This window comes from Fibrobacter succinogenes subsp. succinogenes S85 (assembly GCF_000146505.1).
In the GTDB taxonomy this organism is placed as follows: Bacteria; Fibrobacterota; Fibrobacteria; order Fibrobacterales; family Fibrobacteraceae; genus Fibrobacter; species Fibrobacter succinogenes.
This window is the reverse complement of record NC_017448.1, coordinates 122725-149140: the sequence shown is the minus strand read 5'-3', so window position 1 is coordinate 149140 and position 26416 is coordinate 122725. Positions and strand designations below refer to the sequence as shown.

Genomic DNA, 26416 nt, shown 5'->3' with positions numbered 1-26416 from the left:
TACAGAGGAATTTCATGAGCTGGTCTTACTCAAGAGAGCATCAAAAGAATATTCTTTGCATGATCATGGCTGGTGGACAAGGGAGCCGTCTACAGCCCCTCACCCGCGACCGTGCAAAACCCGCCGTCCACTTTGGCGGAACCTACCGCATTATCGACTTCGTCCTCAACAATTTCATCAATTCCGGCATTTTCAAGATCAAGGTTTTGACGCAGTTCAAGAGCGATTCGTTGAACAAGCACATTTCTGCCGCCTGGAGCCTGAATGCAAGTTTGGACCAGTATGTGGACCTCGTGCCCGCCCAGATGCGTACGGGTGACGAATGGTACCGCGGTACTGCCGACGCCATTTTCCAGAACATCAACTTGATTACCGATGAACGCCCGGACCTCGTGGCTATTTTCGGTGGCGACCACATTTACAAGATGGACATCAACCAGATGATTGATTTCCACTTGAGCCGTGCAGCCCTCCTCACGATTGCGGCAATTCCTGTGCCGGTCGAAGAAGCTCGCGAATTTGGCATTATCGAAATTGACGCGGACAACCGCATGATCGGTTTCGAAGAAAAGCCGAAGGAACCGAAGCAGATGCCGAACCGTCCGGGTTGGTGCCTCGCCAGCATGGGCAACTACCTCTTCACGAGCAAGTTCCTCGTGCGTGAACTCCTGAAGGGCGCAAACGACGGTGCAACGGACTTTGGCAAGCACATCATTCCGCGCTTGTACAAGGAATACCCGGTGTACGTCTACGACTTCAACACAAACATCGTGCGTGGTGAAAAGGCTTCTACGAAGGGTTACTGGCGCGATGTGGGTACGCTTGACGCCTTCTTCGAAGCAAACATGGACCTTTGCTCCGAAAATCCGCCGTTCGACCTTTACAACAACTACTGGCCGATCCGTACTTACAACTGGAACCAGCCGCCCGCACGTTTCTTTGCGGGCGACAACGAAAGCCATCAGGGCGCAGCCGTCGATTCCATCGTTTCTGCGGGCTGCATTATCGGTGGTGGTACGGTCGTGAAGAGCATTCTCTCGCCGGGTGTTACCATCCAGAAGGACGCCCTCGTCGAAGAATCCATCCTCTTCCCGAACGTGACGATTGGCCCGGGGGCTAAGGTGCGCCGTGCTATCGTTGAAAAGGGCTTGCATATTCCGGCCGGTTTCCAGATCGGTTACGACCTGGAACGCGACAAGCAGCTCTTCCACGTGACCGAATCCGGCATTGTCGTCCTCGCCAAGGATACGATTATAAAAGCCTAGCAACGCGAGCGTCATGGGAAAACTCGCTTTCCCATGACGAGCCGCTAAGGCTTGCACTCGAAGAGCGCCAGGCATAAACTTACCTAGTTAAGTCTAGAATGTCCGCCATAGTGCGGGCATTTTCTTTTTTACGCCGAAAACCCTATATTTACGCTAGGCTTTGTAAAACCCTCCCCAAAAGCGCCATAAATTTCTAAATTAGCGCGCATGAACGAAGAACAAAGCGCTAAATTCTCTCAGAAGTTACAAGATATTGCTAAGGCTCCCAAGTACCGTGGGGCTATTTTCCAGATTGAAGCCGATGAAAAAGGCCTCGCCCTCGTTGATGTGAAGGAAGCGAGCCTCAAAGTCTACTTGATGATTGACCCGGAATGCGACAAGATTTTGGAAACGCGATTCTTTACGTATGGCGGGCCGCTCTTTACCGCCCTTGCCGATTCGTTCTGCCGCAAGATTCAGATGGCTACTGTCGATGACGCCTGCAAGATTACCGCCGAAAGCCTTGAAGAAGAGCTGCGCGATACACCGGACGTGCGTGCCATCCCGGAAGACGCTGTAGAAATCAAGCAGATGAACACTCTCATCTCAAAGATTCTGCTCATCTATCCCGAAAAGAAGGCCACGGCAATTATCGTTCGCGAGAAGATGGAACGCATCAAATACCGCACGCAGACAGCAGAAGGCCGTGCCGAAGCTGATGCCGAATGGAATGCGCTTACCAAAGTCCAGAAGATTGAAAAGATTGAAGCATGGCTGCACCAGACCGTCCGTGGAACGCTCCAGGGAGACGGTGGCGACGTACAAATTCTTGACTTGACGGATGACAACCGCTTGCAAATCCGCTACCAGGGCGCATGCGCCGGATGCGGCAGCGCTATGGGCGGCACGCTCTTCTACATCGAAGACGAGCTCAAGAACAACGTCTATTACAACTTGATCGTTGAACCAGAAGACCCGCTCGCCAACCTCCCGCAAAATCCAGACGTTCCTGGTTTAGATGACAACAATCCGCCTGCTAGTTTGTTCTAATTGATAGTCAATACTCATTAGTTTTTAATTATATTGAGCCTACCTCGGGTAGGCTTTTTCTTTATCAACAGAACAAATTTTTTTACTATTTTATGAAAAGTAGAAAAGGAGGAAATTATGAAAAAAATTTTATTATTCGTATTATTGTCGGTTGTATATTCATCGGCTATTAAATGCACGGATGCATTGTACAAATTATCACCTGCAATGAATTACCTGAACCATGACTACATATTAGTTCAAAGGAATTATCTTCATATATTTAGAGAAGACACTACATATAGGGAAGTCTATTTTCATTGGGATGGCACAACCACCAATCACAAACTTGATTGGTATGAGAACACTCGCTACATTCTTGAATCTAAAATAGAAGACCCTCCCTACTCACAAAAAGGGAAAGCTTTGGACGATGGCGAAGACATTAATTATTCAGAAAACAATTCTGCAGGACACTTGGTATACAACGCATTTAATACTCAAGAAGACAAAGATGCAAAAAAGCCTGCCCCTTACTATTCTTCTGACATCGCCTTTACAGGAGATACCTTAATTCAAGTTCAGCATCGTTTGACAGATGACAAAACCTTTATTAAAAAATTTTTCCAAAAGAACGATTCACTTTTCTTTTGGTCAACAAGCTTTTATGGAGCATCTCAAGATACAATTTCCAGACTGGACTCTTCAGCTTTTATTTATACAAACGATTCCGAGAACGAGGGAATTTGTATTGAATATAAATACAACAAGGATTCTCTTAAATTTGTTTTAAATATCGATCCAGATATTGAAGAGACCAAATCCTTTATCCAGCACGGCGACTCAATTATTTATACTGTAACGTATTCCTCCGGTTCGCAAAATGGTTATGTATACCTCCCCATAGAAATGGTTCTAGAAAAAGGTCCAACCACAACAATAAAAAAGAAGAATATTTTACCGCAGACCACAGCACGTAAACATCGTTATTACGATTTAAAAGGACGTATCAATCTAAAACAGATTCCGTATAGGGTGTTATTCTAAAATCAAGAATTCTACAATAATCTCCTTCGGCTATTTTTCTATATTTCCTTCGGAAAATTCCACAAAGGAAATGATATGTCCGAAGAACTCGTTTTGAAATTCGTTGACCCGCAGCCGATGCGCTACGGTGAAAACTCCCACCAGTCCGCCGTATTCTACCGCGACCCGACCTGCACCGAAGCAAACCTCGCTTCTGCAAAGCAGCTCTGGGGCAAGGAACTTTCTTACAACAACATCGTCGATGCTGACGCCGCCCTCGAAATGGCTCGCGAATTCAGCGACGGCAATGCTGTCGTGATCGTAAAGCACATGAATCCGTGCGGTCTTGCTACGGGCGAAACGCTCCGCGAAGCTTTGGAAGCCGCTTGGGCAGGTGACCCGGTGTCCGCTTTCGGTTCTGTGATTGCAGTGACCCGCAAGGTCGATTTGAAGACTGCCGAATTCCTCAAGGGCAAGTTCGTTGAAATCTTGCTCGCTCCGGCTTTCGATGATGACGCTCTCAAATTCCTCAAGAACAAGTCCAAGGACATTCGCCTCCTCGAAGTGGGCGAAATCAAGAAGGCTACCGCTTGCAAGGTTTACAAGCACGTGATTGGCGGTATGCTCGTCCAGGACCGCGACATCGGTACTTGGGAAAAGTTCGAATGCGTAACGAAGGCTCAGTTCCCGAAGAACAAGGAAGACCTCGCCCGCTTCACTTGGCTCGTTACCAAGCATACAAAGTCTAACGCTATCGTGATGTGCTACGAATACAAGCCGGGTTACTTCCAGGTGATGGGTCTTGGCCCGGGTCAGCCGAACCGCATTGACTCGAACCTCCGCCTCTGCCAACCGCGCGTCCGCGACAACGTCGCACGCCTTCCGGAAGCAAAGGAATTCTTCGACGAAAACGGCAAGCTCATCAATGAAGCTGGTCTCAAGGCTCTCGAAAAGAAGGTCTTCGGTGAAGTCGTTATGGGTTCTGACGCATTCTTCCCGTTCCCGGACAACGTCGAAGCCGCACACGATGCCGGCGTCCGTTACATTGTTCAGCCGGGTGGCTCCAAGAAGGATGACCTTTCCATCGAATCTGCAGACAAGTTCGGCATCGCGATGGTGTTCACCGGAATGCGCCATTTCCGCCACTAATTCATTATAAGGTAAGAATGATTCCAGTATCTCAAAAAGAATCAAACCAAAGGGAGAAGGACCTGTATTACGCAGTCCTCTCCTTCTTGAAATCTGTCCGCAAGGCCGGCAAAACGACCGCCAAGGAATGGAGTGATTACCGTTCCAAGTTGAGCGGTATTGCACCCTCGCCCGAAATGAGCAAGGCAACCGACATGTGGACTATGGATAACCTGGATCAGTTCCAGCCGGATAAGACGCAGCTCCCGCCGTTGAATGACATGGAGTCTGTCGCTAAGGTTTCGCCCGAGTTCTTGTCTCAATTGCTTGAGGCTTTGTACTACGGCATGCTGAACTTGACTCAGGCGAATCTTATTTCGGACGAAATTCAGGATGCGGACCCGGAATGCGTAAGTACGGCATCCCTCGAAGAATTGTTGGTCAAGCTCTGGATCGGTAACGCCAAGAGCTATAGAAAAATTGTTGTGAATTAAAATGAACGAACGAGTACGTGTTATTGGTGGCGGTCTTGCAGGCTGCGAAGCGGCTTTACAATTGGCAAGCCGTGGTTTTCAGGTAGATTTGTACGAAATGCGCCCCAACAGGCAGACGCCCGCCCACAGGGACGGACACCTCGCCCAACTCGTCTGTTCTAACAGTTTCAAGGCTTTAGGCATTACCAGTGCCCACGGCCTTTTAAAAGCGGAACTCACTCTGCTCGGAAGTTACCTCCTGGATTGTGCGCGCGAAGCGGCAGTGCCAGCAGGCGATTCCCTGACGGTGAACCGCGACATTTTTAGTGAACTTGTCGAAAAGAAGATTGCAGAATTTCCGAACATCACGCTGCACCGCGAAGAAGTGACAAGCCTTGAAGGCGATTGCCCGACACTTGTTGCCGCAGGTCCTTTGGCAAGTGATGCTCTCGCCGACGATATTTTCAAGCGTCTTGGCAGTAATCGTCTGCACTTCTTTGATGCGATTGCACCTGTCGTCGAGACAGACAGCATCGACTTTGACCATGCGTTCTACATGAACCGCTGGGAAAAGGGCGAAACGGCAGACTTTATCAACTGCCCGCTCGACAAAGAAACTTATACAGAATTTGTGAACAAGCTCTGCGAAGCAGAAGCAACCGAGCCTCGCCCGTTCGAAAAGCGCGAACTTTTTGAAGGTTGCCTGCCGGTCGAAGAAATGGCGCGTCGTGGCTACGAAACTCTCCGCCACGGGCCCATGCGCCCCATCGGGCTTGGGCTTGGAAACAACGGACATCTATGGTATGCCGTAATCCAGCTCCGTGCCGAGAACAAGCAGAAGACTTTGTTCAATATGGTCGGTTTCCAGACGCGCCTCAAGTGGGGCACGCAAAAGGAAATCTTCACCATGGTGCCGGCGCTCCGCAATGCGAAATTTGCACGCCTCGGCTGCATGCACCGCAACACGTTTATCGAATCGCCGAAGTTCCTTGATAAGACGCTCCGCTTGCGTCCGGAACTCGATTGCGCCAAGGATATTCCGCCTACGTGGTTTGCAGGCCAGATTACGGGTTCTGAAGGTTATACCGAAGCTGTGGCAACTGGTTGGTACGCCGCTTGGAATATGGCGCAGACGATTTTGCACGGACACGCCGACCCGCTCCCAGATGAAAGCTGCATCGGATCCTTGATGAACCGCCTTGTCGAAGAGAACGAGGATTTCCAGCCGATGAATTTCAACTTCGGCCTCCTCCCCCATCACGAGGGACTCAAGAAAAAGAACAAGAAAGAGATTCTTGCCGAACGTGCCGAACGCGCCGTTCGTGAATGGATTGCAGCCCGTAACATGGCATAAAATATGCGTGACGAGATCAAACAAGCGATTTTGCAGCAAGAGCTGAAAGACGGGGAAATGCTCCCGTCTGTACGCAAGCTGATGAAAACGTTTGGAGTCTCGTCGGGAACTATCCAGGGCGTGCTCAAGCAACTCTCTGAAGAAGGGCTCATTTACAGCATCCGCGGCAAGGGATTTTTCTGGGGCAAGGCTCCGGACGCCAATGATCTTGCGCAAATGCTTTCGAAAACAGTCCATCGCGAAACCGTGCTCGAACGCCTTGAACGCGAATTTTCAACGGACTGGGAAAAGGGATTCCTCGACCCGAATAGGAATTTGCCGCTTGCAAAGGAACTCTCCGACCGCTACAATGTGTCGCAGACGATTCTCCGCAAGTTCCTGATTCATAAAGTGAATCAGGGCATTCTCGTGCGACGCGGGCGCTTGTACGCATTCGCCTCCCCGCTCAAGACAAAGACGGTCAAGAATTTCAGCGAGATTTTGTTCGTCACGCGATGCAATTCGTGGGGCGGCTTTACCGCCGAAAGCGAACGTGAACTCGATTTTTTGCGCCTCGTTTACCAGACCGCCGGTGAACAACATTTCAAGCTCATTCTGCTCGGCATCAACGAAGAAAGCGGCAAGCTCATTGACCGCAGTGGAAAAGTCTGCCGTCTGACAGATTATCCGAATGCTATCGGTGCAGTGCTATCGACACTCTTGGTGCAGAACCCGCATGCACTTTTGCAGCTCTTTTACGGCGTGAAGTACCCCGTCTCCGTGTGGTGGGAACACCCGCTGCAAAACATTCCACCGAGATTCTTGAGCAAAAATAACTGGGCGTTTTTCAACTCCACATTCGGAGAAATTCCGGGTCAGCAGCTCGGCAAATACCTATTGCAGAAAGGCATCAAGAAGGTCTGTTATTTTTCGCCGTACCATAACAGTTCCTGGTCTAAAGACCGCTTGACAGGCCTCATGAATTCAGGGCTAGAAGTCATTGCATTTACCGATGACGAATTTGCAAGCCCGTGGGACTACAAGGAAATCGCAAGACAGAGAGTCTCGAGATTTTCCGTCGAATCGTACGCCCGTAATCTCGTGAAGAAAAAGCTTTTGCAGTTCGCCAAGAATGTTCCTGAGGATTGCAACTGCTGGGTCTGCGTAAATGATGAAGTCGCAGGTATTTTCTACGAAATGAGCGATGACGGCGATTGCACATTGCCAGGCGATAAGACCGACCCGAACGTGCTCGGATTTGATAACTCCGCCGAAAGCTACTTGTTGCGCATTGCATCGTACGACTTTAACACAAGCGCACTTATCAAGCAAATTTTCTACTACATCGAAAATCCCGATGGCTTCGGGAATAAAAAACGCCTGCACCAGATTCTGGGGCAGGTCATTGAGAAGTAGTTTGAGGTTATCTCTCATACCTCAAAGTGAGCCTCCGGCGAACGCGCTCAAAGCGACCACCGGGAGCGAGCTCATAGCTATACGTTCTTATTCACGATAATGGTCTTAGCTTCGAAGGTTTCGCGGTCAATCCACTTGACCATCAAGGAAACCTTGTTATCAGCGTTAAGTGCGTCCCAGTAAGCCTTGAGCGTTTCTTCAGCAGAGTTGAAAATCGGCATGAGCTTCGGGAAACCGTTGAAAGACGGGATCGGCTTGCCATCGGTTTCGTACGTGCTGATGAAGTGACCAAGACCCGGGAGAGCCTTTTCAAATTCAAACGTCATACGTTCGCAGCCTGCGTCTTCGCTATTGTTGCGGCTCTTGAGGATGGAGAGCTTATAGATAGCCGGTTCAGCATTCTTATAGTGGATGCCAGAAATACGCGGCGTGAAGTTCGGTGCATCGTCTTCGTACTGGCGAGTGCGAAGAGCGCTTTCGAACGTGCCACCGAGCTTGATGGCGTTGTAAATCGTGTCCGTCTGGTCACCGTTCGTGATGATCTGAACGTCCTTCGTGTGGCGAGCCGGATAGTAAATGATGAGGTGCGGGTCCGTGAGCTTGGATTCATCGAAAGCCTTGGTCTTCATAAAACCAGTGTCGGCTTCGATTTCAAACACGCGGTTGCGGCTGTTCACGCTGCGACCCATGATCCAGTAAACCTGCACGTAGGACTTGCCATCGGCGCTTGTGCCAAGCACGATACCACGGCCCGGATACGGGTTCTTGGAGAGGTCGTTGAAATTCTGTTTTGCTTCTTCTGTGTAATTCATATTGATTTCGGCGTGCCAGCGGCACTTTGTTGTAGGTTTAAACTTATCTCTTCGGGTTGTAATTATTCATCAAGACCATCGCGAGGGCAACGCAGAACATCACCACGCTGCCGACAACCACCTGCTGTTTGTGGTCGTATTCGCGCTTGACGTAAGTCGGATTTTCTTCGTTGAGTTCCTGGAGCGTTGGGCCTTTGGCGAGAGTTGAGGAATCTACGCCATAGACCTTTTCCTTTTGTTCTTCCGTCATGTTCAACGTGCTAACATAGGAACTGTCCGAGCGGTCCATCTTTGCAAAAGCAGAGGTCGGAAAAGCAAGAAAGAGAGAAACAAGAAATGCAAAAACAAGGCGCTTCGACTGGTTCGACAGGCTCACCAACCGGTTCAGCGACCTTGTATCTCTTTCTTTCTCTCTAGTCTCTCGTCTGTAGGGCATAGCCCGTTCTCTCGTCTAATTTACCCTTCCTTAGCGAGCTTGTCGAGAATCTGGTTCACGAGACCCGGGTTGGCCTTGCCACCGGACTTACGCATCGTCATACCCACGAGGAAGCCCTTGAGTGCAACCTTACCGGCCTTGAATTCTGCGAACTGTGCAGCGTTAGCGGCGCAGACTTCGCGAACAACAGCTTCGATAGCGGCGGTGTCAGTCACCTGCACGAGACCCTTTTCCTTCACGATAACTTCAGGATCCTTGCCCGTTTCAAACATTTCGGCGAACACGGTCTTTGCAATCTTACCATTGATGGTGTTGTCTGCAATGAGGTTCACGAGAGCGCAAAGCTGTTCCGGCTTGATCTTGAGAGCAGAGAGGCCACCTTCAAGGTCCTTCATCTTAGCGAGGAGTTCCGTGATGACCCAGTTAGCAAGCACCTTACCGTTCTTGCAGTTCTTGGCGGCGGTGTCGTACCATTCGCTCACGTCGCGGTCTTCGGTCAGCACCTGGGCATCGTATTCAGAAACACCGAAGTCCTTCATGAAGCGTTCGCGGCGTGCATCCGGCAGTTCCGGAAGGGTGCGGCGGATTTCTTCGACGAAGGCCGGGTCAGTCACGAGGCGGACCATATCCGGTTCCGGGAAGTACTTGTAGTCGTGTGCGTCTTCCTTAGAGCGGATCACAATCGTCTTGTCGGCGTTGGGATCATAACGCTTGGTGCATTGTTCGACTTCCTTGCCAGCATCGAGCGTCGATGCCTGGAGGTTCATTTCGCAGTAGAGAGCCTTTTCGAGGTTCGTGAAGCTGTTCAAGTTCTTGATTTCAGCGCGGATACCGAACGGAGCGTCTTCAGATGCGCGGAGAGAAATGTTACCGTCGCAGCGCATGTTGCCGTTTTCCATGTTGGCGTTAGAAACGCGAGTGTATTCGAGCGTCTGCTTGATCTTCTTCAAGACGAGCACGGCTTCTTCCGGGCTACGGATGTCCGGTTCAGTCACGATTTCGCAAAGCGGCGTACCGCAGCGATTTGCGTCAAAATGGCTCTGGGACGGGCTCATGTCGTGGATAAGCTTACCGGCGTCTTCTTCCATGTGAATACGGGTAATGCCCACGCGCTTCTTGGTGCCGTCAGCCTTTACAATTTCAAGCCAGCCGTTCTTGCAAATCGGATGGTCATAAACCGGAAGTCCACCCGTCTGCGTAATCTGGTAACCCTTCGGAAGGTCCGGGTAGAAGTAGTTCTTACGAGTCCACATGGCGTTCAAATCGATTTCGCAGTTGAGAGCGAGGCCCAGGCGAATGGCGTATTCCACAGCCTTCTTGTTCGGCACCGGCATTGCACCCGGCATACCGAGGCAAACAGGGCAAACGTGCTTGTTCGGGCTTGTGTTCACTTCAATTTCGCAGCCACAGAACATCTTTGTCTTAGTGGCGAGTTGGCAATGGATTTCGAGACCAATAACAGGACAGTAATTAGACATGTTAAACTCCAATAAATTTTACGCGGAAAAGATAGTATTTTAGAACTTAGAACTTAGAGCTTAGAACTTAGATATGCTTGTAAAACGCTCTAACCTCAAAGCGAAGCGTGCTCAATGCACTAAAGGTGCGAGCCCACACCCCGTAGCCTAAAGTTCGTCCAATGTCACAACAAGCGCATCAGTTGCGTCACGGAAATTTGCACATTCCGAGAGGATGCAGTCGGCACCGTTCACAAACGCAGTCGCCAAGCGCAGCGATTCCGCTTCGGTCAGCTTGTGGTTTGTACGGGCTGCGGCAGCAAAAAGTTCTGCCGCCTTCAGCGACACATCGGCATTAACTTCGCAAAGGCGCACGTTTGCAGACTTCTCGAAGAATTCGCGGTACTGCCTTGCCAGCACACCGTCGTTTGCGCCATACGCCTTCTTGCAAATTTCAAACAAAGTCACGGACGAAACCAAGACCTGTACATTATTCTCGTACACGCCATCAAGCACACCCGACACAATCGGGTAATAATCCGGATGCATCTGCAAAAGCCTAACAAGCGGTCCCGAATCCAAAAATAAAATACGACTCTGTTCAATCGACTTAATCATCTTCTTTGACCGGTTCGTAGATTTCCATGTAAGCGGCATCGTGGCGCTGCCCGGAACGCATCATCTTAAAGCGGCCTGCACGCGGATAGAAATACCAGTTCATCCATTCGCCACTCATGTCGGTACGCTTGGTTTTAATCGCAATCGGTTTTTCGCCATTGTAAAAATCTCGTTTGTGCGGAATCACGCGTTCCATCGCGCGGTACGTATGCACCGTATTACCCGCCTTGCGTTCAATCGTCCCATGCCCATCCTTACTCCAAGTAATGTTCACGATTCCGTGTTCATCTTTCAGCGGCTCGCATGTATCATAACCACTAGCACACCAGAGATATTTTGGATAAGAGAAGCTATAAGAATCCAAATTAAACGTTTCTACGATACGGTTATTGCCCTTGAATGTCGGGTAATTTCCTGCAAGCGTGTATTCGCCTGCATTGTAATCTTCACAACCGCGCTGGGCCACACGGACAACACGATTAAACACATCCACGCCAACGGCACAGCCTTCTTCTTTATAGACAAAGCGGGCATGACCATTGATATTCTTCTTTTCAAGATTACCCATTTCAATTTCAGCCACGTTATCGTCCTTGCCATTCTGCACGATAATGTTAAAACGGCTGGCATTGCTCGGCGAGCTCTTGAGAACCACGCGTCCCGTTTCAGAAACGTATTCCCCACTCAAGTCTGCGTATTCCTGCATAAAGCGGTCCAGCTCAGAACGCTTGACCCACACATCGCCAAACTTGCAATTCACCGGCACATAACGCGGTGGAGCTTTCGGCTCAACTTCTTCGTAAGTCACCACTCTTTGTTTTTTAGTGACGGTTTGGTATTTTCCGTTTTTACCACGAACCTTTTCCTGAACATCCACAAAACTTTCGTGTTCAATTCGATCTTTCGGAATCGGGAGTTCCTTAATGGCATCCGAAGACATCAAATATCCAAGCGGGCGCTTTTCGTCTATATCACCATTAATTTTCTTATAGACATCCAATTTCATCTGCGCGAAAGAACTAGACGTCAAAACAGCCAACACAACCAACAAGATTTTTTTCAAAACAGTCACCTCTTTTGGATATTTAAATTAGATTAATGGGGGCTTTATATGTAGTAAAAAAAAGATTAATATTTTTTTTCTAACATTTAAACAAGGATTTTAAACATAACCTCACCCCCAAGGAGTACATGTAATGAAGAAAATGTTTCTTGCAACCTGTCTGCTTGCAGCATCTGTATTTGCAGCACCGAGTGCAGAAGATGTTAAGACAGCCACCGAAAAACCAGCAGTAGAAGCAAAAGCCGCTGTTACCAAGGCCAAAACCGTAGCAACAAAGAAGAAAGCTAAGGTTGAAAAGGCCAAGGCAGACGCAACTAAGGCCGCTGAAACCGCAAAGGTTGCCGCCGATGCAAAGGCCCAGGAAGCAGCCAAAGCTCCTGAAGCAGCAAAGGCAGCTGTCGCAGACGTCAAAACCGAAGCAAAAGCCGCTGTAGCAGAAAAGGCTCCGGCAGCCGAAGTCAAGGCTCAGGATGCAGCCAAGGCTGTTGAAGCAAAGGCAGAAGCAGTCAAGGCCGACGCCGCTGCAGCCGTAGAAACAAAGGCTCCGGCAGAACCGATTATTCCGGCACTCGCTCCGACCCCAGAAGCACCGAAGGCTGAACCCGCCCCGGTCGCCGAAGTCAAGGCCCCTGCAGCTCCAGTCGCAGAAGCTCCGGCACCTGTTGTTGCCCCCGCTCCGGCTGTTGAAGTTCCGACCGCAGTCGAAGCTCCGGCTGAAGTAGCCGCTGCAGAACCGGCCACTACTGCAAGCCGCAAGAAAAAGAAGATGATTGAAAACGCCGTCTTCACTGTCAACGAAATTGACTTCGACATCAACGCAGACTTTGAACTCGAAGCAGGCAAGGTTTTCTGGACATCCGAAGACGACCAAAACTCTGACAACTTCGAAAAGTGGAGTGGTCAGGCCAACTTCGCCATCCTCGCCGAAACCAACAACTTTAAGGGCAAACTTGCTGTCGCCTTCTATCCTGGTGATCTGAAGACTGATAGCGAAAACCACGCTGTTGGCAGTGCTGAAGATTACTTCACGCTTGACGAAGCATGGGCTTACCAAAGCAAGGATTGGTTCAGCTTCAGAGTAGGTCGTTGGGACAACACGGACAAGAATGGTGACTACTTCGGTGGCTACATCGATGGTTACAAAAACGGATTCCTCTCCACACAGGATCCTGAAAACCAGTTCGAATTCGGTTTCCTCGCTGGCGAAAACATGGACATCGCCCTCTCCCTTATCAGCAAGTCCGCTCACTTGAACAAGGGTGACCTCCGCTTGGTGTTCAACTTCCACGACCTCCCGAGCCTTGAACTCTTTGACATCCAGCTCGGCTACCGCAGCAACGTTTTCGACAAGATTCACGACAACGACGCCAAGATTGCACACAACGTGTCTCTCAAGGTCCGCGCTCCGATTATCCCGGACTTCCTCACGCTCTTTGGCGAAATTGCACTCATGGACATGTCTGAAGATCTCGTAGCTCCGCTCACTGGCGGTATCGAAATGAACTTCAAGACTGTTGATCGCGTCATCCTTGAAGCTGAATTCGTCAACGACCGTAAGAAGAATGGTTACTACGAAGGCAATCCGAAGCACGTGAAGGACGTCCTTGGCGCCCTCTACCTCGAAAAGGCTCTTACGGACCGATTCTCTCTCTCCGCAGGCTTCCACAGCTATGGAGCAACGAGAGACTACATGCTCTCTGGCAACTTGGTGGGTAGAATAAATTAATATGACCGCTCGGTCCTTTTGCTAATCAAGATTCCGTCAGGACCTCGCTCTCGCCACCATGCCTCGTTTATACGAGGCACTTGTGATTCACGGAAGACCTCTCGGCTTTATAAAGGCACCCTGCTTGGCAGGGTGTTTTTTTATATTACTGATAAATGGTTTATTTTAAGGAGGATATGGATGAAATTATTAAGAACGCTTGCGGTAGCGGCGACACTTGCGCTTGTGGCATGTGGTGACGAAAATGCGGTCGCACTTAACGAGCCTCCTGTATCAAGTCAAGAGGATTCTAGCTCCAGCTCTGATGTAATCGAAACAAGTTCCTGTTCTGAAACGGTAGTCACAAGTTCTAGTTCACAAACACCCTCCACAGAAATATCAAACGGTTCAATCATCACAGATGGACAAGTCATCGATTTACGCGATGGCAGGACGTACAAGACAACCGTCATCGGGAACCAAGTGTGGATGGCTGAAAATCTCAAATTGGATGTCACCCAATATGTTGATGACGGGGCTTATAAAGACGAATACAATTTTTACGACGCTTTATGGAGCGGTGTTCGGTCTCGCGAGATTTCAGACACTAGCGAACACTTTTACCCATGGGACATCGCCATCGACACAGCAGGAATATTTGGATCAAGCGCCAAAGGTTGCGATCATGAAACACCATGTGATTTAACGGGAATGGTACGTGGAATATGCCCTGAAGGTTTTCATGTGCCTAATCCAACCGAAATTGAACAATTGACTAGAGCGATAGGCGGAAAATGCGGAACATCCAAAAAACTTAAAGCGAAACAATCCGGATGGATCTTTGATAACGGCACTGATGAATTCGGCTTTGCTGCAATCCCTACTGGATATAATGTAGTATATTGGGGTGACGGGATGAATGGTTTTACATTTGATTACGAATTGAATCCACAGGGAAAATTTTTAACAACAGTAGATACGCTCACTTGGAATATCGCAATAGATGCAGACTATGCCATCAGCTATAGAGAAGAGTATGAAGTAGTTGATTTTACTGAAGAATATCATTGGTACATGTGTTCGCTTCGTTGCTTAAGAGACGAGCCCGCAGGAGTTGATTGGGTTGACCCGCCAGAGCCAACCTCGCCCGCCTTGCCAGAATTTGAATACGGTGAATTTACAGATGAACGCGACGGACAAACATACAAAACCGTTGTTATCAACGGCAAAACATGGATGGACCAAAACTTAAATTACGTATTTGACGTTGTGGATACAAATGCTGCATGTAGATTAAACGAAGAAAATGATGATGACGAAGAATATGAAGATGAATGCAAAAAATCTTCTGATTATTCTTGCAAACATCCACTTATCGGAAGCCCTGTAAGTTGTAAAAACAAATACAGCATAGACGACACTTACTGCAAAGAACATGAAGCCACTTGTAAAAACTATGGAAAATTCTACACCTGGAATCAAGCTTTAATCGCATGTCCCTCAGGTTGGCATTTACCCGACAATAACGAAATAGAGGACTTTATGGAATCAATCAACCCCTATACCGTTTATGAAGGGGAATGTCTTTTAAAGCATACCAGGTTCAAAAAAATTGAAGATCCAGACTTAAACAAACTGTTATATAAAGATTTTGGAATGGACTATTTCCAAATGCAATTCTGGACTTCAACCATAGCCAATTTCAACGACGATTACGCAAACACTTCTGGTTACGCATGTCACAAAACGGACTTGCAAAACGTCCGCTGCGTAAAAGACTAGTTTTGCTCAAAAGCCATAAAAGAAATCCTGCGATGACCTCGCAGGATTTCTTTTGCAATTACTGCCTACTGTCTACTGCCGACAGATAATGCGGCAAGTCCGCTAGAAGCCCTTGCGTTCCAGGTCAAGCAAAAGCGCCTGGAGAGATTCTTCGACCGAAGCACGGAAGCTGTTCGATCCAAGACTGCAACTTGCAACAACTTCGTTACCGGAAGAAATTCGAATGACATCAAAGCCATTTTCGGATGTAAAGCAGACAGTCAAACCTTTATTCAGAGCTTTTTCGAGTAAATCGCGCATAGCGACTCCTTTAATGAGGTGATAAAAAACTTGGGTTGGCGCACCAACAAACTTAAACTAGGCTTTTTTACCCCAAAAAACAAGCAAATAATTTTGTTTTTCCATAAATTCTTTGTATTTTAAAGATATAGGGGGCTATTATGTTCGATTTTCACATTCATTTAGCACGATTACCCCAAAAAAAGCAGCTCGCGCAGTTGCTTTTAGACCGCAATTATGACTTTATTGCGGTTTCTTGCGAACCCTGGGAATGGGAAGAAGTCTCGCAGCTGAAAAAAGAGTTTTCGACCGAAATCAAGCCTTTTAAAGTGACCTACGGGATCCACCCGATGATAGCAACGCAGGCAACTCGCGAAACTTTAGACCAACTGCGCACCCGTTTAGAAGAAGATCCGCTTGCCATGGTCGGCGAAGCGGGTATCGACAAGCGCTATCCGGGTTACAACGACGGCCCCCAAGACCAGATTTTTTTGGCGCAAGCCGGACTTGCATTGGAACTCAAGCGGGATTTGCAAATACACTGCGTTGGCGACTATATGCACGTGTTGAAACTTTTGGAAGAGGCTGGTTTTAAGGCGGCGCAAGGACAAGACACGCCGTCTCGAGAAACGCCGCGCCCGATTTTCCACCGCTTTGGTGGTGATGCGAATTTTGTGAAAAAAGCCCTCCCCTTTGGAGCGCTCTTTTCACTGCACGAGGATAGCTTCCGCAAAAAATCGACCGCAGCCGCAATCAAGCTCATTCCCGAAAGCAACGTGTTCTTCGAGACCGATGCCGATGAATCTTTCCTCGAGCCTGCAGAGCTTCTTGAAGAACTTGAAGGCCGCTTGGAATCAGTTCGGCTCGCCTACGCCAAGAGCCTTGAGTAAAGGATCCGCCGACCGGACGGTCGCCGCCTGAACTTGGATATTTGCAAACGCTCGGAACACTTCGAGCGTCTTTTTTGCCATTTCCACGGGAGTCCCGCGCCCGACTTCGAACACAGCCTGTAGCGGTGACATGCCCAAATAACGCATGTTGCAAGTGCAGAGGCTGCTGATTTCGCCAAGCACGCGCGGGTCCGGCGACGGCGTTTCAGCAAATGTCGCAACGATAACACCCTTGCGAAGCGCAAGTCCTTGGATACGCAAACGGCCAGCCAAAAGCCCAAGTTCGGTCACAAGCAAAAGCATCTTCGCCGGTGTCGGCACAGGGCCAAAGCGGTCCTGCAATTCGCTTTCGATGTTCTGCACATCCGCCTGCGTCGTGATTCGAGCAATGCGCTGGTACAGCGAAATTCTCGTGAGACCGTCTTCCACGTAATCTTCGGGAAGGTAAGCATCCACACCGATTTCCACACGCGGCTGAATCGGCTTTTCGAGAGCACCACCGCGCAGCATTTCAACCGCTTCACGCACCAAGCGCACATAAGTTTCAAAGCCGACTTCAGCAATAAAGCCGTGCTGTTCCTGACCGAGCAAGTTGCCCGCCCCGCGAATTTCGAGGTCGCGCATAGCGAGCTGGTAGCCACTACCGAGGTCAGTAAACTGTTCCAAAGCCTTGAGGCGACGCATAGATTCCTGCGAGATTTCACCACGCTGTGGAATGACGAGGAAAGCCTTTGCCAAGACGCTACTACGGCCCACGCGGCCACGCATCTGGTAAAGCTGGCTAATGCCAAAGTGGTGCGCGTTCATGATGATAATCGTGTTCGCATTTGGCACATCCAAGCCAGATTCAATAATGCTCGTGCTCACGAGAATATCGAACTTGCGCGAAAGGAATGCATCCATCACGCGTTCAAGCTCGTGGTCTTCCATTTGACCATGAGCCACAGCGACTTTCGCTTCGGGCGCCATCGCTTCGATATCTTCGGTGAGCTTGTAAATTGTCTGCACGCGGTCATTCACCACGAACACCTGGCCGCCACGAGCGAGTTCATCTAGAATCGCATTCTTCAAGACTTCATCATCGCGCTGCATCAGCTTCGTTTCGACCGGCAAGCGGTTAATCGGTGGTGTATTGATAAGCGAAATATCGCGAACGCCCGTCATGCTCAAGTGCAACGAACGCGGAATCGGAGTCGCACTCATGCTGAGCGTATCAACAGCAAGGCGAAGCTGGCGCAATTTTTCCTTTTGCTTCACGCCAAACTTTTGCTCTTCGTCGATAATCAAAAGTCCCAAGTCCTTAAACTCGCTCTTGTTCGACAAAAGCGCATGCGTTCCGATGACGATGTTCACCGTACCAGCCGCGATTTCCTTGAAGATTTCCTTCTTTTCCTTGGCGCTCTTGTAGCGGTTCATGAGCGCAATCTTGACCGGGTAAGCGGCAAAGCGTTCGCAGAAGTTTTCGTAATGTTGTGCCGCAAGAATCGTCGTCGGCACGAGAATGGCGACCTGCTTGTTCGACGACACGCACTTGAACGCCGCACGCATGGCAACTTCGGTCTTTCCAAAGCCCACGTCACCGCAAATCAAGCGGTCCATCGGGCGATGGCTTTCCATATCACGCTTAATATCGGCCGTGGCACGGAGCTGGTCTGGCGTCGGATCGTATTCGAACGAATCCTCGAATTCCTTTTGCATGTTGCCATCAGGCGGGAAACCGAAACCTTCGACGAGTTCGCGCTTGGCATAAAGTTCCACGAGGTCACGTGCAATCTGGATGACCTTCTGCTTGACGCGCTTCTTGATGTTTTCCCAAGTTTTGCTGCCGAGACGGTCGAGCTTTGTCTCAATATCTTCCGGACGGTCGAGGCGTTCAATCTTTTGCAGGTCCGACACGGGGAACTTCAGGCGATCTCCGCCATCGTATTCCAGCAACGCGCAGTCGACCATACCACCATTGACTTCCACACGAACAAGACCCAAATAACGGCCAATGCCGTGGTCTTCGTGCGCCACGAGGTCACCGCGATTGAGCGATTCCACCATCAACGCATTCGTCACCGATCCCGCAATCTTGTGCTTGCGAGCTTTATTCGCATGACGGTTTAAAATTCTCGATTCCGTGAGGAACGCGACATTATCGTCTTCGAGCCAAAAGCCTTCGCTCAAGTTTCCGATAAAATAATCTTCGATGGGTAAGCCATCAAAAATTTCACGCAAGCGGTTCACGCCGCCAAGCGTCTGCGCCATCACATAAACGCGACCGCCCTTATCATAAAATTCTTCAATTTCTTTGGCGACTGCATCCGTGCCATTCGAAGTAAAATCTTGCGGACGCATGTGCATTTCGTGCCAATTGCCATCATCAACTTTGACACGAGTCATATCAAGTGATGCACGACCTACAAACAAACGCGAAAGCTCACCTATTTTAAACCAAATATCCGCAGGAGCAGCTACCCCCGCATCCGTCACGCGAGCTTCGTCATAAGCACCGCGGAACGCACCATACATCTTCGAAGCCGTTTCCGAAAGCAACGAAAGTTCTTCAAAGACAAGCGATGCTCGCGGCATGTAATCCAAGAGGCTCGCCACCAAACGCTGGTGATGCGGACGATGCCACCAAAGTGATTCTACAGAACATTCCTCGCCCGCCATCACCGATTCCGGCACCGTAAATTCACCCATCGGGAAAAACTCGATATGCGTCATCTGCTCCAGCGAACGTTGCGAGAAAATATCGAATGCTCGGATAGATTCAATTTCGTCACCGTAAAATTCAATACGGATGGGGTGCGGATAAAGCAAGCAGTTCACATCGACGATGCAACCGCGAATCGAAAACTCGCCCACGCCGCTCACCATCGGCTGTTCTACAAAGCCATGGTCCAAGAACCACGGGCGTAAAGACGAAGGCTCCAGCTGGTCGCCGACGCGGAGCGTACGCACCTGTCGCATAATTTCGCCCGGTTCCGGGAGTTTCATCAAGAACGCATCAAGCGGACAAACAACAACAAACGGCTTTTCGGTATGCGAAACATCGCGGAAGAACTTCAGACGTTCTTCAAGCACGCCCTCGAACGGCACCTTGATTTCGTAAGGTTTCAAGCCGAGCGACGGGAAAAAGCGAACAAACTCCTCGCCCACCATGCTTTCGAGATTCTCGACCCAAACTTCGGCACTGCGGTAATCCTTCGCAATCACCAGAATGTTCTGCGGGCTTTTCAAGAAGCGGTTTGCGACCATCATCGAGGCAAGCGGAACTGACGCGCCATTGACGTGAATGGCCTCGTTATCAGCATTTTCAAAAAGCGAAATCGCAGGGAACGAATTTTCTTGAAGGAATTCCGAAATGGTAAGCATAGAGGGAAATGTAGAAAAAATCTCCCTTTTCCTCGCCTTACTTTACATTTCTTGAAATATTGAGCTATCTTTATATCGTCAAAAAGCAAAGAGGTTTTTGGCACGCACGACGCAACTTCGCGATGAAGACGCCACACGTGCAGATATTATGAAAAAGATAATTGTCGTGAACACGCCAAAGAATTGGAAGTTCCACATTCCCGAAGCCGAAATTGTCTCGGCAAAAGACTACCTTACTAATCCAGAATTTACAACACAGAAAAACGTTCGCGTTTTCAATTTGTGCAAGGACTACAGCTACCAGAGCAAGGGCTATTATGTAAGCCTGCTTGCCGAAGCGCGCGGTCACAAGGTCATCCCGAACGTCAAGAATATCCGCGACTTTAAGGCCCCGGCAGTCGTGAAAATCATCAGCGATGAAATTGACGAGCTGATCCAGAAGAGCCTTCACAAGCTGACCGGCACAGAATTCGTACTTTCCATTTACTTTGGGCAAAACGTCAGTGCGCAATACCTAGAACTTTCGCAGGCTCTTTACCGCGTATTCCAGGCTCCGCTCCTGCGTGCAAAATTTGTCTTCAAGCAAAAATGGTTCATCCAGTCCATCCGCCCGATTAGCGTTGACGAAATTCCCGAAACGCATAAGGAAATGGTGGACCAGTTCGCCATTGAATACTTCCAAAAAGACCGCTACGTCTCCCCCAAGACGGAAGACTACGTGTATGATCTCGGCATTTTAACGAACCCCGATGAAGTGGAACCGCCGAGCAACAAGGAAGCCATCCAGCTCTTTATCGAAGCCGCTCAGGATACAGGTTTCCGCGTGGAAATGATTACCAAGACGGACTACCACCGCGTCGGTGAATTTGATGCCATCTTCATCCGCGAAACGACAAACGTTAACCACCACACATACGCATTTGCACGCCGCGCCCAGAGCGAAGGCATCGCCGTCATTGACGATCCCGACAGCATTCTGCGTTGCTCGAATAAAGTTTATTTGCAAGAACTGATGACTGTCGGTAAGATTCCGGCACCAAAGACGATTATCGCCCACAGCGAAAACCGCCACACGCTCGCCAAAGAAATCGGATTCCCGATGGTCATCAAGACGCCGGATTCGAGCTTCAGCATGGGCGTCAAAAAGGCGAACAACAAGGAAGAACTCGAAAAGATTCTCGACACAATGTTCGAGCATAGCGACTTGCTCATCGCACAGGAATTTACGCCCACGGAATTTGACTGGAGAATTGGCATTCTTGACGGAAAGCCGCTCTTTGCTTGCAAATATTACATGGCAAAGGACCACTGGCAAATTTACAACTGGGATAGCAAGGACAAGAACGCCGTTTGTGGCAAGTGGGATTGCCTCCCGATTGAAAGCGTCCCGCACGGCATCGTGAAAACGGCCCTCCGCGTCGCAAGCCTTATCGGTAACGGGCTTTACGGCGTGGACCTCAAGGAAATCAACGGTCACCCGGTCGTGATTGAAGTGAATGACAACCCAAGTATCGACCACGGTATCGAAGACCAAGTTGGCAAAAAGAAGATTTATCTCGCCATCATGAGAAGCCTGCGCCACCGCATCGAAGACCGCCAAAACGCAGCACAACAGAAAGTGCTCCAACACGAAAGGGATATGTTTTTATAGGGGTCAATCATGAGCAATTTTAAAATCTGGGAACGCTTCGGCGTTGAAATGGAATTCATGATTGTCGATCGCGACACGCTCAACGTGCTGCCGCGTGCCGATGTTCCCCTCGGAAAAGACAAAGACGGCAATCAACTTTCGGACATTGAATACGACGATATCGGACTTTCGAACGAGCTCGTAAGCCATGTGCTGGAATTCAAGTGCGCACACCCCAAGTCCACATTTGACGGACTCGGCAAGCGATTCTTCCACGAGATTCGCCGTGCAAACAAGAAACTTGAAAAGATCAACGCGATGCTTTTGCCGAGCGCCTGCCATCCGTTCATGGACCCGGCAGAAATGCAACTTTGGCCGTACGATTGCCTCGACATTTACCAAACTTACGACCGCATTTTCAACTGCAAGGGCCACGGCTGGGCAAACTTGCAAAGCACGCACCTGAATCTTTCTTTTGATGGTGACGAAGAATTTGGCGAGCTTCACGCAGCAATTCGCTTGCTGTTGCCGCTGATTCCCGCCATTGCCGCAAGCAGCCCGTATCTCGACGGCAAATACACCGGCTATCGTGACGCCCGCATCGAAGTTTATCGCCACAACCAAGACAAAGTCCCTGAAATCACGGGCCAAGTCATCCCGGAACAGGCGTACAGCTACGACGAATACAACAGGATGATTTTTGACAAGGTCAAGAAGGCTATCGCCCCATACGATACCGAACACTTGCTCAATCATTTCTTCTTGAACAGCCGAGGTGCCATCGCCCGCTTTGACCGCGGAGCCATCGAAATCCGCCTTGTCGATATTCAGGAATGCCCGAATGCCGACATCGCCATTGTAGAGCTTGAAATAGCAACACTCAAGGCGATTGTGAATGGCAAGTTCGCGGCATCTCGCGAAAACGCATCCGAAGCCCCCTCCGCCGCAAATTCCGTGCCGCACACACTCAAGGAATACCGCGAATTCCTGCGCAACTTTGACACGACACGCCTCGCCGAACTCCTCACCAAAACCACGAAGGACGCCGAAAACGCCCAAATCGATTGGCAAGAATACCTCTCCGTATTTGGCATGGATTCCGCAGTTACCGCCGGCGACATCTGGAAGCACATCTACAGCGTCGTGAAAAACGACCTCACCGAAGTCTCGCAGAGCTTCATGGGAAAAATGCTCGAACGCGGAACGCTCTCCAGCGCCCTCTACAAAGCACTCGGCGACGCCCCCGCCCACGAAGCGTTTGTCACGGAATACAAAAAATTAGCCGATTGCCTTGCGCACAACCGGCTCTATGGAATTAGCGAGTAAAATCGCTTACAAACCCAAGTCTTTTCGAGCTACCTGGAAATTCATTTCCAGGTATTTTAAATTTGCATCTTCGGCCATCAAATGCTCAAAATCGAGAATCGGGAACAGCACGTACGGTTTGACGCGAGCATCCACCGCCGCCAATTTCTCCGGAGTATCTGCACCAAAATAATACTTTGCAAACACGTCCCAACACTTGTGCATCATCGCCGCATTCATGTAGTGGGCCGCCAGCAAATAATCATCCGGCAGATAATGGCAGAAATAGAAATAGCAACCTAAATCGAAAAGCGGGTTACCGCAGGCAAACTCGCCCAAATCGATAAAGTACGCGCCATTATCATTGACAATCAAGTTGCCCGTCTGCATGTCACCATGGACGCAACGAGAAACCTTTGGCGTTTCTTTAATGAGGTTACGCGCAAATTCCTTGACATTCTCAGGGAACATCTTCGATTCTTCGATCAAGCGCGAATACTTCTCCTCCGCATCTTGGAACGTGCCAGGAATGCACGACGTGGAGTGCAGCTTTTTGCAATGTTCTGCAAAAACCTTGATGTATTCCTCAAGATGTTCTGGATTTTCGCCCACGCATTTCGAAATCGAACGTTTCCCCACGATGCGTTCGTAAATCAGGCCCAAACGACCGTCCTGTTCGACAATATCGCCCACATGTGGCGTCGGGATTCCAAGTGAAACCACTTTCCGGCAAATATCCTGCTCGCGGAGCAATTCCTCCTTCGTCGAGCAAAACCCCGGAAAACCCAATTTCAGCATCCATTTGCCATCCGGACTATTGTAGTTCTCGGAATTGTGACGATTGCTGAACATCGTCCATTGTGATAAGTCAATTTTCTCCATAATGGTAAAATACACCATTTTATTGGAGAAATCACAAAAAAAATCGCTTTTTTCAAAAGTGAACAAAATCACACCGTGATAGATTTCACATGGAAAATCGTGAAAAACTAAATATATTTTCGTCATCCAAAAAGGAAAGGAGGGTGTATATGGAACCGCATAATCGCAGTAACGAAGGCGATGATTATATTCCGCCATTCAAGCCGTAACATCATTTAGTTACAATGCAAAAAACGAGCCCGCAAGGACTCGTTTTTTTAATCATAGATTATTTTTTCTAACCATTCAAATACGCCTTTTGCTTTTTCTGCGGTGTCCGGCAATTCCTTTATACTCAAAACGTAGAATAAGCGTTCTTTTTTATCAATGAACTCAATGTTGAATGTTTCTCCATCTAAATAATGCACTTCATTACTTTCTTTTTCCATTACATAAAATTTAATTGCAGTTTTCAGCTTCGTTAGATGAAGTCTCTTTTCTTGGTCGATTTTTTCCCAAACGCAATCGTTTTCTTTGATGGTGCAAATGTAGGCATCGCTGGAATCATCATTCCATTTCAACTTTCCACGTTTAACCCTATTTGCATCAAGAGAATTTATGGAGTACGAAATAATGTTGTCAAAGCTATCATCCAAAGAAGACATGTCGTAGCGAGCATAAGAACCTATATCCCGGTAAATAACAAAATCCGTTTTGGGAGGCTTATACGAGAAACAGTCGTAGATATAATATGCAAGCAAAGGTATCGCTATAATAAGAATTATCCATTTTTTGCTCATTACATTTCCTCATGAATATCATTAAAATACTTTTATTCGTTCCCCCAAATACACAACTTAACGTAAAAAAAATTACCCCATCAAGAAAATGGGGTAAATTCACAAAATCGCCAAAATTGCTTTAGAATCAAGCAAGACGAGGCGCGAACAGTTCACAAACGACTAATTTGACTTAGTGCCTAGCGAGACAAAGAATCCGCGACCGAAGGCGTACAAGTCGTACGTCGAGAGTCGCGGTGATGCCGTATCGCGACGGCAATAAGGCAAATTAGACTTTCAATTCACCTGCATCAATAGAATCCCATGCCGGGATTGCTTCGATAGCCGGGCGGACTTCTTCAGTCACGAACTTCACGACCTGACCAGGAGCGCGACCCACGAACTTGCGGAGGTCGAGGATTTCCTTAAGCTTAGCTTCGGTGATGCCGAGCTTCTGGAACTTTTCGTTCTTCAGCACGCGTTCGAGCAAGTCGTTGTCTTTACCCTGTTCCTTCACGACCTTGCCCGCTTCCATGGACATCACGCGGATTTCTTCGTGGAGTTCCTGACGGTCGCCGCCATTCTTCACGCCTTCCATGATGATGTTTTCGGTAGCCATGAACGGGAGTTCAGCCATGATGCGCTTTTCAATGACCTTCGGATAAACGACGAGACCGTTCGTGACGTTTTCAGCGATGATGAGCATGGCGTCCATAGCGAGGAATGCTTCAGGAATTGCCAAGCGCTTGTTGGCGCTATCGTCGAGTGTGCGTTCGAACCACTGCGTTGCCTGCGTGAAGGCGGTGCTATTCACCTGGGCCATCACGAAACGGGCAAGGGAGCAAATGCGTTCGCTGCGCATCGGGTTACGCTTGTAAGCCATGGCAGAGGAACCAATCTGAGTCTTTTCGAACGGTTCTTCGACTTCCTTCACGCCCTGCATAAGGCGCATGTCAGTAGCGAACTTGTGCAAACTCTGAGCAATGGAGCTGAGCACCTGGTTCACGCGGTTGTCCCACTTACGAGTGTAGGTCTGACCGGTGATGGTGAGCACGCGCTTGAAGCCAGCCTTGGCGGTCACGCGGCGGTCGAGTTCCATAATCTTTTCTTCGTCGCCGTTGAACAAGTCCATGAAGCTAGCCTGCGTACCGGTCGTACCCTTCACGCCGCGGAACGGAAGCACTTCAATGAGGAAGTTCAATTCTTCGAGGTCAATGAGCATGTCCTGGAGCCAGAGGCAAGCGCGCTTACCAACAGTCGTGAGCTGAGCGGCCTGGAAGTGCGTTGCACCGAGCTGAGCCATGTCCTTGTATTCCATAGCAAACTTGGAAAGCTTGTCCATCACGCGGCAAAGACGCTTGCGCACGAGGATCATAGCCTGCTGCATCTGGATAAGGTCGGTGTTGTCGCCCACGAATGCAGACGTTGCACCGAGGTGGATGATGCCCTTAGCCTTCGGGCACTGCACGCCGTAAGCGTAAACGTGGCTCATCACATCGTGACGGCGGCGCTTTTCTTCTTCTTCGGCGACTTCGAAGTTGATGTCCTTTTCGTGAGACTTCAGTTCGTCCACCTGTTCCTGCGTAATCGGAAGGCCGAGTTCCATTTCGGATTCGGCGAGATAAATCCACAGCTTGCGCCAAGTCTGGAACTTGTACTGCGGGCTGAAGATGAAACTCATTTCCTTGCTAGCATAACGCTTGATAAGCGGGCTTTCGAATTGATCACGCATGATTCTATCCTTTTTTAAGTTTTACAAAAGCAAAGATAAAAATTTGCAGAACACA

22 protein-coding genes are annotated in these 26416 nt (G+C 49.1%); 12 read left to right on the top strand and 10 right to left on the bottom strand.

What is annotated here, in order from left to right; genetic code table 11:
* Nucleotides 1-14: 14 nt before the first annotated feature.
* From glgC to FSU_RS00615, 7 genes are all read left to right on the top strand, one after another.
* Complete coding sequence (gene glgC, locus FSU_RS00645; RefSeq protein WP_014544985.1) at nucleotides 15-1265, top strand: glucose-1-phosphate adenylyltransferase; 1251 nt, start codon at nucleotides 15-17, stop codon at nucleotides 1263-1265.
* Between the two features lie 207 nt (nucleotides 1266-1472).
* On the top strand, nucleotides 1473-2294 hold the full coding sequence (locus FSU_RS00640; RefSeq protein WP_014544984.1) for a NifU family protein: 822 nt from the start codon (nucleotides 1473-1475) through the stop codon (nucleotides 2292-2294).
* Between the two features lie 117 nt (nucleotides 2295-2411).
* A complete protein-coding gene (locus FSU_RS00635; protein ID WP_014544983.1) occupies nucleotides 2412-3320 on the top strand; it encodes a hypothetical protein in 909 nt (302 codons plus the stop codon).
* Between the two features lie 75 nt (nucleotides 3321-3395).
* Complete coding sequence (locus FSU_RS00630; RefSeq protein ID WP_014544982.1) at nucleotides 3396-4448, top strand: IMP cyclohydrolase; 1053 nt, start codon at nucleotides 3396-3398, stop codon at nucleotides 4446-4448.
* 17 nt (nucleotides 4449-4465) lie between these two features.
* Nucleotides 4466-4921, top strand: a complete 456-nt coding sequence (locus tag FSU_RS00625) for a hypothetical protein (RefSeq protein ID WP_014544981.1) — start codon at nucleotides 4466-4468, stop codon at nucleotides 4919-4921.
* 1 nt (nucleotide 4922) lies between these two features.
* A complete protein-coding gene (trmFO, locus tag FSU_RS00620) occupies nucleotides 4923-6254 on the top strand; it encodes a methylenetetrahydrofolate--tRNA-(uracil(54)-C(5))-methyltransferase (FADH(2)-oxidizing) TrmFO (RefSeq protein ID WP_014544980.1) in 1332 nt (443 codons plus the stop codon).
* Between the two features lie 3 nt (nucleotides 6255-6257).
* The gene (locus tag FSU_RS00615; protein WP_014544979.1) at nucleotides 6258-7649 is read left to right on the top strand and encodes a GntR family transcriptional regulator; all 1392 of its coding nucleotides are present in this window, start codon (nucleotides 6258-6260) and stop codon (nucleotides 7647-7649) included.
* 77 nt (nucleotides 7650-7726) lie between these two features.
* Here FSU_RS00615 and FSU_RS00610 read toward each other — a convergent pair whose 3' ends face one another.
* The 5 genes from FSU_RS00610 to FSU_RS00590 all read right to left on the bottom strand — a co-directional run bounded on the left by FSU_RS00610 (nucleotide 7727) and on the right by FSU_RS00590 (nucleotide 12044).
* Nucleotides 7727-8461 carry an IMP cyclohydrolase gene (locus FSU_RS00610; RefSeq protein WP_015732441.1) on the bottom strand — a complete coding sequence of 245 codons (735 nt, stop codon included), beginning with the start codon at nucleotides 8459-8461 and terminating at the stop codon, nucleotides 7727-7729.
* Nucleotides 8462-8504: 43 nt separating this feature from the next.
* Nucleotides 8505-8711, bottom strand: a complete 207-nt coding sequence (locus FSU_RS16500) for a hypothetical protein (protein ID WP_244263683.1) — start codon at nucleotides 8709-8711, stop codon at nucleotides 8505-8507.
* A 206-nt stretch (nucleotides 8712-8917) separates the two neighbouring features.
* Nucleotides 8918-10375, bottom strand: a complete 1458-nt coding sequence (gene gatB / locus FSU_RS00600) for an Asp-tRNA(Asn)/Glu-tRNA(Gln) amidotransferase subunit GatB (RefSeq protein ID WP_014544977.1) — start codon at nucleotides 10373-10375, stop codon at nucleotides 8918-8920.
* 147 nt (nucleotides 10376-10522) lie between these two features.
* Nucleotides 10523-10972 carry a hypothetical protein gene (locus FSU_RS00595; RefSeq protein ID WP_014544976.1) on the bottom strand — a complete coding sequence of 150 codons (450 nt, stop codon included), beginning with the start codon at nucleotides 10970-10972 and terminating at the stop codon, nucleotides 10523-10525.
* Nucleotides 10965-12044, bottom strand: a complete 1080-nt coding sequence (locus FSU_RS00590; RefSeq protein ID WP_244263682.1) for a hypothetical protein — start codon at nucleotides 12042-12044, stop codon at nucleotides 10965-10967. Before FSU_RS00590 ends, FSU_RS00595 begins: the two co-directional genes overlap by 8 nt.
* A 124-nt stretch (nucleotides 12045-12168) precedes the next feature.
* Here FSU_RS00590 and FSU_RS15800 point away from each other — a divergent pair, with 124 nt between their 5' ends.
* Nucleotides 12169-13761, top strand: a complete 1593-nt coding sequence (locus FSU_RS15800) for a hypothetical protein (protein ID WP_015732440.1) — start codon at nucleotides 12169-12171, stop codon at nucleotides 13759-13761.
* A gap of 180 nt (nucleotides 13762-13941) precedes the next feature.
* The gene (locus tag FSU_RS00580; protein WP_014544973.1) at nucleotides 13942-15522 is read left to right on the top strand and encodes an FISUMP domain-containing protein; all 1581 of its coding nucleotides are present in this window, start codon (nucleotides 13942-13944) and stop codon (nucleotides 15520-15522) included.
* A 102-nt stretch (nucleotides 15523-15624) separates the two neighbouring features.
* Here the strand turns inward: FSU_RS00580 and FSU_RS00575 are convergent, their stop codons facing one another.
* Nucleotides 15625-15822, bottom strand: coding sequence for a hypothetical protein (locus tag FSU_RS00575; protein ID WP_014544972.1), 198 nt, complete (start codon nucleotides 15820-15822; stop codon nucleotides 15625-15627).
* A 140-nt stretch (nucleotides 15823-15962) separates the two neighbouring features.
* On the opposite strand from FSU_RS00575, the gene FSU_RS00570 reads away from it, so the two are divergent.
* Nucleotides 15963-16691 carry a TatD family hydrolase gene (locus FSU_RS00570; protein ID WP_014544971.1) on the top strand — a complete coding sequence of 243 codons (729 nt, stop codon included), beginning with the start codon at nucleotides 15963-15965 and terminating at the stop codon, nucleotides 16689-16691.
* On the opposite strand, the gene mfd is transcribed toward FSU_RS00570, so the two are convergent.
* Complete coding sequence (gene mfd / locus FSU_RS00565) at nucleotides 16656-20054, bottom strand: transcription-repair coupling factor (protein WP_014544970.1); 3399 nt, start codon at nucleotides 20052-20054, stop codon at nucleotides 16656-16658. The two genes, FSU_RS00570 and mfd, sit on opposite strands and share 36 nt — an antisense overlap.
* A 148-nt stretch (nucleotides 20055-20202) precedes the next feature.
* On the opposite strand from mfd, the gene FSU_RS00560 reads away from it, so the two are divergent.
* Both FSU_RS00560 and FSU_RS00555 read left to right on the top strand, forming a co-directional pair.
* On the top strand, nucleotides 20203-21705 hold the full coding sequence (locus tag FSU_RS00560) for a RimK family protein (RefSeq protein WP_041917868.1): 1503 nt from the start codon (nucleotides 20203-20205) through the stop codon (nucleotides 21703-21705).
* A 9-nt stretch (nucleotides 21706-21714) separates the two neighbouring features.
* Complete coding sequence (locus FSU_RS00555) at nucleotides 21715-23010, top strand: carboxylate-amine ligase (protein ID WP_014544968.1); 1296 nt, start codon at nucleotides 21715-21717, stop codon at nucleotides 23008-23010.
* A 6-nt stretch (nucleotides 23011-23016) separates the two neighbouring features.
* On the opposite strand, the gene FSU_RS00550 is transcribed toward FSU_RS00555, so the two are convergent.
* From FSU_RS00550 to purB, 3 genes are all read right to left on the bottom strand, one after another.
* On the bottom strand, nucleotides 23017-23889 hold the full coding sequence (locus FSU_RS00550; RefSeq protein ID WP_420805922.1) for a TIGR02172 family protein: 873 nt from the start codon (nucleotides 23887-23889) through the stop codon (nucleotides 23017-23019).
* Between the two features lie 239 nt (nucleotides 23890-24128).
* Nucleotides 24129-24650 carry a hypothetical protein gene (locus FSU_RS00545; protein ID WP_015732437.1) on the bottom strand — a complete coding sequence of 174 codons (522 nt, stop codon included), beginning with the start codon at nucleotides 24648-24650 and terminating at the stop codon, nucleotides 24129-24131.
* Nucleotides 24651-24918: 268 nt separating this feature from the next.
* A complete protein-coding gene (purB, locus tag FSU_RS00540) occupies nucleotides 24919-26361 on the bottom strand; it encodes an adenylosuccinate lyase (RefSeq protein ID WP_014544966.1) in 1443 nt (480 codons plus the stop codon).
* Nucleotides 26362-26416: the final 55 nt, after the last annotated feature.